Annotated in this window: 13 protein-coding genes; 2 read left to right on the forward strand and 11 right to left on the reverse strand. The window is 77.4% G+C overall.

Features of this window, described 5'->3' with window-relative positions; genetic code table 11:
• Both ACFWEK_RS12750 and ACFWEK_RS12755 read right to left on the reverse strand, forming a co-directional pair.
• Positions 1–309: hypothetical protein (locus ACFWEK_RS12750; protein WP_430554288.1), on the reverse strand; the 309-nt coding region annotated here is incomplete at its 3' end.
• Between the two features lie 61 nt (positions 310–370).
• A complete protein-coding gene (locus ACFWEK_RS12755; protein ID WP_430546134.1) occupies positions 371–934 on the reverse strand; it encodes an RNA polymerase sigma factor in 564 nt (187 codons plus the stop codon).
• Positions 935–1084: 150 nt separating this feature from the next.
• On the opposite strand from ACFWEK_RS12755, the gene ACFWEK_RS12760 reads away from it, so the two are divergent.
• Positions 1085–2989, forward strand: a complete 1905-nt coding sequence (locus tag ACFWEK_RS12760) for a DUF4012 domain-containing protein (protein WP_430554289.1) — start codon at positions 1085–1087, stop codon at positions 2987–2989.
• Positions 2990–3113: 124 nt separating this feature from the next.
• Positions 3114–3854 carry an LPXTG cell wall anchor domain-containing protein gene (locus ACFWEK_RS12765; protein ID WP_430554290.1) on the forward strand — a complete coding sequence of 247 codons (741 nt, stop codon included), beginning with the start codon at positions 3114–3116 and terminating at the stop codon, positions 3852–3854.
• Positions 3855–3898: 44 nt separating this feature from the next.
• On the opposite strand, the gene ACFWEK_RS12770 is transcribed toward ACFWEK_RS12765, so the two are convergent.
• The 9 genes from ACFWEK_RS12770 to ACFWEK_RS12810 all read right to left on the reverse strand — a co-directional run.
• Positions 3899–5536, reverse strand: a complete 1638-nt coding sequence (locus ACFWEK_RS12770) for a LuxR C-terminal-related transcriptional regulator (protein ID WP_430554291.1) — start codon at positions 5534–5536, stop codon at positions 3899–3901.
• Positions 5537–5632: 96 nt separating this feature from the next.
• Complete coding sequence (gene dtd / locus ACFWEK_RS12775) at positions 5633–6058, reverse strand: D-aminoacyl-tRNA deacylase (protein WP_430546130.1); 426 nt, start codon at positions 6056–6058, stop codon at positions 5633–5635.
• The gene (locus tag ACFWEK_RS12780) at positions 6055–7071 is read right to left on the reverse strand and encodes an asparaginase (protein ID WP_430546129.1); all 1017 of its coding nucleotides are present in this window, start codon (positions 7069–7071) and stop codon (positions 6055–6057) included. The genes dtd and ACFWEK_RS12780 overlap by 4 nt, the downstream gene beginning before the upstream one ends.
• A gap of 10 nt (positions 7072–7081) precedes the next feature.
• Positions 7082–7426: a DUF2516 family protein gene (locus tag ACFWEK_RS12785; protein ID WP_430546128.1), complete on the reverse strand. Its 345-nt coding sequence runs from the start codon at positions 7424–7426 to the stop codon at positions 7082–7084.
• A 9-nt stretch (positions 7427–7435) separates the two neighbouring features.
• Positions 7436–7861: a type II toxin-antitoxin system VapC family toxin gene (locus ACFWEK_RS12790; RefSeq protein ID WP_430546127.1), complete on the reverse strand. Its 426-nt coding sequence runs from the start codon at positions 7859–7861 to the stop codon at positions 7436–7438.
• Between the two features lie 46 nt (positions 7862–7907).
• Positions 7908–8201 carry a type II toxin-antitoxin system Phd/YefM family antitoxin gene (locus ACFWEK_RS12795; RefSeq protein WP_430546126.1) on the reverse strand — a complete coding sequence of 98 codons (294 nt, stop codon included), beginning with the start codon at positions 8199–8201 and terminating at the stop codon, positions 7908–7910.
• Positions 8202–8312: 111 nt separating this feature from the next.
• Positions 8313–9146, reverse strand: a complete 834-nt coding sequence (locus ACFWEK_RS12800) for an ABC transporter permease (protein WP_430554292.1) — start codon at positions 9144–9146, stop codon at positions 8313–8315.
• Positions 9143–10198 (reverse strand): ABC transporter ATP-binding protein, encoded by a 1056-nt coding sequence (locus ACFWEK_RS12805; RefSeq protein ID WP_430554293.1) that lies wholly within the window; start codon positions 10196–10198, stop codon positions 9143–9145. The genes ACFWEK_RS12800 and ACFWEK_RS12805 overlap by 4 nt, the downstream gene beginning before the upstream one ends.
• 140 nt (positions 10199–10338) lie before the next feature.
• A partial coding sequence (locus ACFWEK_RS12810; RefSeq protein ID WP_430554294.1) for a hypothetical protein occupies positions 10339–10965 on the reverse strand: 627 nt, incomplete at its 5' end.

Here is a 10965-nt window from a genome sequence, read left to right on the forward strand (position 1 = left end):
GGGCGCGGCCGCGCCGCCGAGGGCGTACCCGCCCGTTCCCACCGCCACGAGCACCACGACGCCCGCGGCGGCCAGCCACGGCGTGCGGCGCCGCCCGCGGCGGGGGGCGAGCTCGTCGCCCTCCTCGTCACCGGTCAGGTCGTCCCCCGGCCTGTCGGCGGCGGCGGCGTCGCCGTCACCGGCCAGCCGGGCGTCGACCTTCGCCCGCAGCCCCGCACCGACCGCCCCCGCCCCCGCGGCCGGGTCGGCCGCCCGGAGGCGGGCGAACGCCTCGTCGTCGCCGTCCTCGCGTACCTCGTCGCGGCTCATGCTGTCCTCCCGGCCCCGCGGCCCGCCGGCCCGGCGGGCGTCTCGCACCCCGTCTGTGTCGTCATCGCGCGCCCGCTTGCGCCGCGGCGCCGTCCTCGCCCGCCCCGTCGTCGACCGCCGCCTCGGCGTCCCACGCGGCGCGCAGCCGCACCCGCGCGCGGGACAGCGCAGCGTCGGCTCCCCCGCGCGAGACGCCCAGCACCTGCGCCAGCCCCTCGCCGCCGACGCCGTCCCACGCGACGAGGAGGAGCACCTGCCGGTCGCGCGGCGAGAGGCGCGCGAGGACCGCGCGCACGCGGTCGTCGTCGACGGCGAGCGCCGCCGGGTCGACGTCGTCGGGCACCTCCGGCACGACCGCGACGGGCGTCGGCCGGGCCTTGCGCCGATGGTTGGCCAGCACGAACCCGGCCGTCCGGTAGAGCCACGGCAGCTCGGCCCCGCGCGGCACGTCCGCCCGGCGGCGCCAGGCGGTGGCGAGGACGTCGGCGGCCAGGTCCTCCGCCTCCGCGCCGCCCGCGGGCAGGCGCCGCACGAGGTAGCGGTGCACCGCCCCCGCGTGCGCGGCGAAGAGGTCGTCGAACCACGCCGTGTCGTCGTCGACACGCGCCGTCTCGTCCGGGTCCACCGGGCCTCCTGCGGTCCTGGGGCGCGCGAGGGCGCGCGCCACCCCTCGACGCGACTGTGTCGCCGCGCCCCCTGGTCTTGCACCCGCGCGCGCCGACATCACCCGCAGATTCATCCCTCCGCCGGGCTCGGGCGGACCTACGGTGCGGGCATGACCGTCGACACGGGCGCGGCGCCCGCCAGCACGGAGCCCGCGGCGCCGGCGCCCCGCCGACGGCGCGCCGTGCGCTGGGTGCTGCTCGGCACGGTCGCGGCCCTGCTGGTCGTCGCCGTCTGCGCGGTGCTCCTGGTCCGCGACGCGCTCGCCGCGCGCGGCGCCCTCACCCGCGCCGCCGCGGAGGTGCCCTCCGTGGCGGAGGAGCTGCGCGCCGGCGCCCGGTCGGAGGCGGACGGCGGCGCCCCGGCGACGCTCGCCTCCTCCCCGGCCCTGGCGGAGCTGCGCGCGCAGACCACGATCGCGCGCGAGGCGACCGACGGCCCGCTGTGGTGGCTCGCCGCCCGCTTGCCCGTGGTCGGCCCGTCGGCGGGGGCGGCCGTCGACGTCGCCGTCGTGCTCGACGACGTGACCGACGACGTGCTGCCCGCCCTGGCCGACCTGGCCGATGCCGTGGCCGCCACGGGCCGCACCCCGGACGGCGGGCTCGACCTCGCCCCCCTGCGGTCGGCCGCCCCGGGGATGGTCGCGGCGCGGGCCTCGATCGACGCGTCGCGTGCCCGGCTCGACACGGTCGACCCGGAGGCCCTGCTGCCGCAGCTCGTCGACCCGGTCACGTCGCTGCGCGACCGGGTCGACGAGCTCGCCGGCGCCGTCGCGACCGGCGACCGCGCGGCCGCGCTCGCGCCGGCGATGCTCGGCGCGGACGGACCGCGCACCTATCTCGTCCTGGGCATGAACAGCGCGGAGCTGCGGCCGGGCGGCGGGATCCCGGGAGCGCTCATCCTGGTGCGGGTCGACGACGGGCGCGTCGAGGTGGTGCGGCAGGTGGGCTCCTCCGAGGTCGGCCCGTTCCGCTCCCCCGTGCTCCCCCTGTCCGCGGACGACGAGGACGCCTACACGGGCCGCCTCGGCACGTTCGTGCAGGACGTGACCGCCACCCCGGACTTCCCGACGTCGGCCACGCTGGCCGCCGAGATGTGGGCGCGGGCGCAGGGCGAACAGGTCGACGGCGTCCTCGCGACCGACCCCGTCGCGCTCTCGCACCTCCTCGCGGAGACCGGCCCCGTGCGGGTGCCCGTGTCCCGCCCGGTGGCGGAGGCCCTGGGCCGCGACTCCGTGGAGCTGACGGCCGAGAACGCTGTCGACGTGCTGCTGCGGCGCGTCTACGACGTGCTGGACCCCGAGACGGCCGACCGCTTCTTCGCCGACGCCGCTGCCGCGGTCCTCGCCCGCGCGACGTCCGAAAGCGTCTCCCCGGGCGCGCTGCTCTCCGGCCTGCAACGCGCCGCCCGGGAGCACCGGGTCCGCGTCTGGTCGGCCGACCCGGCCGAGGAGGCCCGGCTCGAGGGCACGCTGATCGCCGGCTCGTACGCCGCCGCCCCGCGCGCCGCGGACGCCGTCGGCGTGTTCCTGGGCGACCACGTGGCCGGGAAGATGTCCGCCTACCTCGAGTCGTCGCTGCAGGTCGTCGACAGCGAGTGCACGGCGGGCGGGCGGGTGGACACGCTCGAGCTGACCCTCGCGTCGACGGCCCCCGCCGACGCCGCCACGTCGCTGCCCTGGTACGTCGCCGGGCTGCCCGGGCGAGCACGTCCGCCGGGCACCCTCAGCCTTGCCGTGACCGTCGCGGGGCCGCGCGACGCCGAGGCCCCGCGCGTCGAGCGCGACGGGACCGCCGTCGGCGGCGAGGCCCGCACCACGCACGGACGGCCTACCCAGACGGTCACGGTCGTCCTCGCCCCGGGCGAGAGCACCACACTGCGGCTGGTCGTGCCGGCGGCGCCGGGCACCGCGGCGAACGACGCGGGCGGCACGCCGCCCGGCCGGCTGGAGGTCTGGTCGACCCCGACGACGACGACCGGCGGGCTGCTCGACGTCGAGGCCCCGACCTGCGGGTGAAGATGCCCCGCTGCCTGCGGTTTCACCCGGGTGAGACAGGGTCCGCGGAACGCCCGCGCGGCTAGCGTGAGGGCCCCGGGCAGCACCCAGGCAGCACGGAGAGCACCGCCCCCGAGGAGTCGAGATGGCCCACGCACGCACCGCCGCCGGCGCCGCCGTCGGCCTGGTCCTGAGCGGCGCGATCGCGGTCGCCGCCGCCGCGCCGGCGCTCGCCGACACGGTGCCCAGCCCGAGCAGCAGCCCGAGCAGCACGGACTACCCGCCGCCCGAGGTCCCGACGCTCACCGCACAGATCTTCCAGCCCGAGTGCGACGGCGACGTGCCCTACCTCCGCTACGCCGTCACCGCCACGGGCACCGAGAACACCACCGTGACCATCACGTGGCTCAACCCGGGCGGCGACGACGTCGTGCAGGCGGACCTCCCGATGAGCGGCCGGGTCCTGTGGCCGGGCGCCGTGGTGGACGCGTCGGGCGCGCCGCTCGACTGGCCCGGCTGGCGCCTCGAGAACGGCGTCTGGGTGGAGGGCGACGAGTTCGACTGGGTGCGCCCGTCCGTGGACGTGAAGCTCGAGGTGAACCCCGAGCTCACCATGACCGCCGCCTACCCGCCGTCGTCGCCGAGCTGCGCGACCAACCCGCCCGGCACGGTGCCGCCCGGCGAGCCCGGCGAGCCGACCCCCGGCACGACCGTCCCCGCCGCCGTGCCCGCGGACGGTGCCCCGCCCGCGGCCGCCCCGCCCGCGTCGGGCTTCCTGCCGCAGACCGGCGCCGGCGTCGCCGGGCTGGTCGCCGCGGCCGCCGCGCTCGTGGCCGCGGGCGGCGTCGCCGTCGGCGTCGCGCGCCGGCGTCGCACCGACCACTGACACCGCCCTCCTGATGTGCACGGACAGGTCGGGTCAGGTCGGCGTCACGACGCGGGCCGCAGCGCGACCACGGTGAGCTCGGCGCGCGAGCTCACGCCGACCTTCCGGAACACGCGCCCCAGGTGCACCTCGACGGTGCGCACGGACACGCACAGCCGGTCGGCCACCTGCTTGTTCGCCAGGCCGTCCGCGACGAGGCGCGCGACGTCGAGCTCCCGCGCCGTGAGCACGTCCGCCCAGCGCGCCCACACGTCGGCGAGCCCGTCCGGGCCGCCCCGGCACGTCCGTACCGCGCTCACCACCAGCGACGGCACGGCGGCCGGGCGCACGTACCCGAGGTCGCCGCAGGCGGCGACCGCCGCGGGCACCGGGTCCGGGCCGACGGCGCGCAGCCCGGCGGCGAGGGTGTCGGAGCCCCCGGTGCGGCGTGCCACCTCGGCCGCGAGCCCGCCGACGACGTGCGACAGCGGCAGCCGCGCCGCGGCGTCGTCGAGCACCCGGGCCGCCTGCTCGGCGTCGCCGCCGCGCAGGAGCACCAGCGCCTGCACCACCCGCAGGTGCGCCTCCGCCAACGGGGAGAGCCCGTCGGCTCCCGCCCAGGCGGCGGTCTCGCGGTACGGCACCGCGGTCACGACGGCCCGCGCCAGGACCTCGTCGGCCTCGCGGGGGTAGCGGTCGAGGCGGGCGAGTGCCTCGACCACGGCGGCGAGCACGGCGCGGTCCGCCGAGGACACCGTGGCGCGGGCGACCGGCACGACGAGGCGCGCGAGCCGGACGCCCGGAGGGTCGTCGTCGTCCGCGTCGAGCGCCGCGGTGCGGCCCCGACGCGGGGCGGATGCTCCCGTGGCGCGGTCGAGCGGCCGGGCGTCGACCAGCGCGAGCACCGCGTCGCGGGCCCGCTCGGCGTCCTCCTGCACCGTCGCCACCCCGGTGCTCGCGACCCGCTCGAGCCACCCGGCGGCGTCGCGCAGGTGCCCGGCGAGCAGCGCCGCGCGCCCCGCGACGAGGAACGCCCGCGCCCGCACGTCTCCGGTGCCGTGGCTGGCCGCCTCGCGCGCGATCGCGTGCGCCGCGACCGCGCACCCCTGCCCCAGCCGCTGCCGGGCGAGGCGCACCAGGCCGTCGGCCAGGGCCGGGTCGCCGGCGAGGGTGGCGAGCGCGGCGTGCCACCGCGCCGCGCCGGGCTCGCCCACCCGCTCCAGCTCGGTCGCCAGGGCGGCGTGCACGGCCGTGCGCTCGGTGAGGTCGGCGTCCTCGTGCACGACGGCGCGCAGCCTCGGGTCCGCGACCCGGAACCGGCCGTCGGCGAGCTGGAGGTGCCCGGCCAGCGGCGGCGCGAGCAGTCGTTCGACGGGAGCGCCGGTCGCGCCGAGCAGGACGTCGACGCGGTCCAGGACGAGCACCCCGGCAGTCAGCAGCAGGTGCCGGTCCTCGGGGTCGAGCGCGCCGGCGGTCCCGTCGAGGGCGGCCGCCCGCACCGCGGCCGTCACGGGGAGCGGGTCGGGCAGCGCGGCGACGCCGGCGAGCTGGTGGGGGGTGAGCAGGCCGAGCGTCTGGGCGAGGGCCTCGGGGTCGGCGCCGACGAGCTCCGAGACCCGTCGCACGACCTGCGGCGCGACCGGGCGCGCACGCGCGCCGGACGGGGACTGCCAGGGCGGCGCAGTGTCGCGGATCGAGGTCATCGTCGGCCTCCCGTCTCGTGCCGGGCCTCGGTGCTCGGCGGCACCACTCTGCCGCATCGCCCCGAGAATTGCGCGAAGACGCAGGTCAGCGATTTGTCAGGTCTCCACCAATATCGTCACGGGGCCGTCGTTCACCAGGGCGACATCCATGTCCGCGCCGAACCTCCCGGTGGCCACCTCGAGGCCGCGCGACCGCAGGTCGGCCACGACCGCGTCCACCAGCGGCTCCGCCACCGGGCCGGGTGCAGCCGCGTTCCAGGTGGGCCGGCGGCCCTTGCGCGCGTCCCCGTACAGGGTGAACTGGCTGACCACCAGCACCGGCGCGCCCGCGTCCGTCACGGAGCGCTCGTCGCGCAGGATCCGCAGCTCCGCGATCTTGCGGGCGACGGTCGCCACCTCGGCGGCGCCGTCGTCGTGCGTCACGCCGACCAGCGCGAGCAGGCCGGGCCGGTCGATCGCGCCCACCACCTCGCCGGCGACCGTGACGGACGCGCTCGACACGCGCTGCAGCACGGCCCTCATGCGACGTCCGCCACGAAGGCCGGGCGCACCGCACCGACCGGGGCGCCACCGCCCAGCACCGGCGTGACGCCGACGGCGTCGAGCGCGGCGGCGTCCGCCCCCGCGACGCCGGCCGCCCCCGCCGCGCGCATCGCCGCGGCGAGGATGGCCGGGCGCGGCCGGTCGCCGCCGTCGAGGATCTTGAAAGCCACCGCCGACCCGTCGGGCAGGCCCGCCGCGCACACGCCGTCCGCGCCGATCTTGGCGATCGCGCCGGGCACGGCGGTCATGACGAGGGTGTCCTCGCGCCCGCGGCCCGCCACCATCTCGGGGTGCCGCGCCATCGCGCGCGCGATCCGCCCGCCGTCGGCGGAGGTGCCGTCGGCGGCCGCCGACGCGAGCCGGCCGAACGAGCGGGCCAGCCCGAGCACGCTCGTGGAGAACAGCGGCGCGCCGCAGCCGTCGACGGTGACGTGCGGGTCCGGGTCGCCCGTCAGCCCGACGACGGCCTCGCGCACCGCGCGCTGCAGCGGGTGGTCGACGTCGAGGTAGGTCGCGGCGTCCCAGCCGGCCGCGACGCAGGTCGCGAGCATCGCGGCGTGCTTGCCCGAGCAGTTCTGCGCGATCTGCTCCGGGCCGTGCCCGGCCTCCTGCCAGGCGAGCGCCTCCGCGCGGCCCAGCGGCAGGTCGGGCGCGTTGCGCAGCGCGGACTCGTCGAGCCCGGCGCCGGCGAGGATCTCGCGGACCCCGGCCAGGTGCTCCGGGGCACCGCTGTGGCTGGCGGCCGCGAGCGCCAGGAGGCGGTCCGGCAGGTCGAGGCCGGAGCGCAGCATGGCCACGGCCTGCAGCGGCTTGACCGACGAGCGCGGCCAGATCGTCGTCGTCGGGTCGCCCAGGGCGAGCCGGACGACGCCGTCCGGGCCCAGCACCACCAGGTGCCCCAGGTGCACCGACTCCACGAGGTCCCCCCGCACGACCTCGGCCAGCGGGGCCGCGCCACGCGCCACGGGCGCGCTCGGGCCCGGCGTCGTCACCTCGACCACGTCACCAGCCGCCCGTCGGGCCCTGAGGACGACGCCCCCCGCCCGTGCCGTAGGGCAGGATCCGCGGGCGCACGTCGACCCAGTAGATGATCGCGGGCGTCACGGCGATGACGTTGAAGAACGACCCGGCCGTCATGAGCATCGGCGGCAGCCCGAACAGCCCGATGAGGGCCGCGATGCCGAGGATGATCAGCCAGATGTTCTTCTTCAGCTTCCCCTCGGACACGTAGGCGTTGGCCGGCCGGCGGGCGGCGTCGAGGAACGCGACGAGCTGCACGACGAACACCACGACGGCGAGCACGACGAGCACGATGTACTGGAAGGATCCGAAGGCGGCGGAGATCACCCGCCGAGCCTACGGGAGGACGCGGAGGCGCCGGGAGCGGGCGGCGCCCGCGACGTGCTCGTCCCACGCCGCGACGACGGTGTCCTCGTGCGCGACGGCGAGCGCGCTCGCCACGTGCAGGGCGTCGGCGCCGCGCAGCGGCACGGGGCACGACGCGACCAGCTCGGCCGCGCGCTCGGAGACCTCGGGCGTCACCTCGAGCGTGTGCAGCCCGACGCTCAGCTCGTCCCAGATCGCCGTCCCGCGCCGGCGCGCGAGCGGGTCGAGGACGCCGGCCCGCTCGCCGGCGGCGAGCGCGGCCCGCACCTCGGCGTCGGCGATGCGCGACGAGACGACGACGTCGGCGCGGTTCCACAGTGCGCTCGCCAGCGCCGAGCCGGGCTCGTGCACGCACAGCTTCACCAGCGCGCTGGCGTCGAAGTAGACGAGGGCCATCCTGCTCCGTTCTCCGTGACGGCGGTCGGGCGGGGCGGGAACGGCGTCAGCGCCGGATGCGCCGCACGAGGTCGGACATGCGCGACGCCGGCCGTGCCGCGGGGCGCGGGGCCGGCCGCGCGACGGCGTCGTCGTCGGGCACCGCGTGCACCGGCCGCTCGGTCGCGGCGGGCGTGAGCAGGCCGTCGCGCACCAGCCCGGCGACGAGGTCGGCGGTCTGCACCCCCGACAGGCGGGCGACCGGCACCCCCCGCTCGGTGATGACGACCTCCTCGCCCGCCCGCGCCTTCTCGATCCACGACTTGAGCTCGGCGCGCAGCGCGCTGACGGAGACCTCCATGACCGACGACCGTACCGTCCCGCAGGGTCGCGGAACAGGGAAGCCCACGCCGAGGTATTTCGAGATCCGCCGAGGTCGCACTACCTCGGCGGATCTCGTGCTGCCTCGGCGTCAGATGGCGCGGCGGTAGGCGCGGAACGCCGACGACGCGAGCGCGCCCATGACCGCGACGGCGGCGGCGAGCAGGCCCAGGTGCAGCCACAGGGTGCCGGGGTCGGCAAAGCCCTGGAGCGCGTCCCGGGCCACGACCACCGCCCAGTCGAACGGGTTGTACCGCGCGGCGGTGGCGATCCAGTCCGGCGCGAGGCCCGGGTCCATCACCGCCGACGAGAGGAACATCAGCGGGATCGTCAGCAGCTGCGAGACGCCGATCAGCGCCTCCTGCTGCCGCGTGAGCAGGGCGACCGCCCCCGACAGCGCCGCGAACAGGCAGCTCAGCAGCGCGACGGCGACCAGCATGACGAGCACGCCGGCCCAGCCGCCCGGGAACCGCGCCCCGCCGAGCCACGCGACACCCACGACGACCAGCGCCTGCGCGCAGCCGAGCAGCGCGTACCAGGCCATCGACGCGGACAGCAGCGCGCCGCGGCTGGTCGGCGAGGCGAGGAAGCGATCCATGACGCCGCGGTCCATGTCCTGCACGAACGTGGTGCCCGCCCAGGCCGCGCCGCCCATCGCCGTCATCATGACGACGCCCGGCGTGAGGTACTCGAGGTAGCTGACGTCCGCTCCCCCGGCGAACCCGGGGATCTCGATGACGGACCGGAAGAGCTGCCCGAACAGCAGCAGCCAGATCATCGGCTGCAGCAGGTTCATCACCATGAAGACGGGGATGCGCACGCCTTGCCGGGCCTGCCGCCCCGTGAGGAGCGCGGCCTGGGTCAGAGCGCTCGTGCGGCGGGCCGGACGGCGCGTCGTGGTCGGGTCGATCGTCGCGGTGCTCATGCCACCACCTCCGTGGCCTCGGCGCCGGCGCTGCCGGCGGTCCCGCTCGCGGCCCGGTGGGCCGCCTCCAGGCTGCGGCCGGTGTGCCGCAGGTAGACGTCGTCGAGCGTGGGCCGGGACAGACCCGCCGCCCGCACGTCGACGCCCGCGGCGTCGAGCGCCGCGAGCAGCGCCGGGAGCGCCGTGGCCCCCGCGTCGGCCCGTGCGCGCAGCGTCCGCCCGTCGGGGGCGACGTCGACGACGCCGGGCACGCGCGCGGCGACCGGTGCGGCGGCGGCCGCGGCCGCGACGTCGTCGAGCTCGACGGTGACGCCGTCGCCGCGCAGCTCGTCCTTCAGCGCGTCGGGGGTGCCCGCGGTGACGACGCGGCCCGCGTCCACGATGACGACCCGGTCGGCGAGGCGGTCGGCCTCGTCGAGGTAGTGGGTGGTGAGCAGGATCGTCATGCCGTCACCGGCCGCCATGCGCTCGATCTCGGCCCACATCGCGGCGCGCGCCTCGGGGTCGAGGCCCGTGGTGGGCTCGTCGAGGAACAGCACCTGCGGCCGGTGCACGAGACCGACGGCGACGTCTAGCTTGCGCGCCATCCCGCCGGACCAGGTCTTCACCAGCCGGTCGGCGGCGTGCGCGACGCCGAACCGCTCGAGCAGCTCGCCGGCCCGCGACCGGGCGTCGCGGGCGCCGAGGCCCTGCAGCCGGCCGGCCAGGACGAGGTTCTCGCGGCCCGTGCCCATCGGGTCGGTGACGGGACGCTGCGCGACGTAGCCGATGGCGCGCCGGACGGCGGCCGGGTCGCGCACGACGTCGTGGCCCGCGACGCGCGCGGTCCCGCCGTCCGGGGCCGAGAGGGTCGCGAGGATCTTCACGGTGGTGGACTTGCCGGCGCCGTTCGGGCCGAGCAGCCCCAGCACGCTGCCTGGGGCGGCGGCGAGGTCGAGGCCGTCGAGCGCGCGCACGGTGCGTGCGCCTCGACCGGCGGTGCGGCCGGAGCCGTAGGTCTTGGTCAGGCCGGCGACCTCGATCGCCGGCGCCGACAGGGTCGGGGTGGACATGCTTCCTCCTTGCTGGATGGTCCAGGGGTCGGAGGGTCCGGTGCACGCCCTAGGGTGGGAGTGCGTCTCGTGGTGCGGTCGCGCACCGGACCCGAGCCACCGGTCCCGGGCGATGGCAGTCGCCCGGGACCGTTCTGCTGCTACTGCTTCTGCTGCTCCTCCGTCGACCGGAAGAGCATCCGGGCGAGGACGAGCATCATCACCGCGAGGGCGACGACGAAAGTCAGCCAGGACCACGCCCAGCCGACGGTGAGGCCGAGGACGACGAACACGACGAACGCCGCCAGCCAGATGACGACCGTGTAGACGCCGAACCGCGCGGCAGCGGCCGGGTCGTGGTCGAAGCGGTCGAAGTGGTGCCCGGAGGCGTGGGCCCGCGCGACGTCCCGCACCCACGCCTTCTTCCGGTTGGTCTGCGTGACGCCGAGCATCGTGAACAGGACGCCGCCCACGACGAGGGCGGCCCCCGCGACGACATACATCCACGGGTCGAACGCCCCGAGCAGCACGAAGACGGCCAGGAGCAGCGCGAGGACCGTGAGCCCGGTGGCCAGGTAGTAGCCGCCCGCGCGGCTCGACGGCATCGGGTGGTTGGTCGTCGTCTCCTGCGAGAGCGAGGAGCCGACGACGAAGCCAGCCGCGCTGGACGCCGTCAGCAGGAGCGCGGCGACGACAAGGGCGGGCAGGGCAAGGACGTCGAGCGCCGCCAGCACGCAGACGGCGACGAGCGCCGCGAACACGAGGGACGCGAGCACGATGCCCAGCAC

The sequence above is a fragment of the Isoptericola sp. NPDC060257 genome, from assembly GCF_042726645.1.
GTDB classification, from domain to species: Bacteria; Actinomycetota; Actinomycetes; order Actinomycetales; family Cellulomonadaceae; genus Isoptericola; species Isoptericola nanjingensis.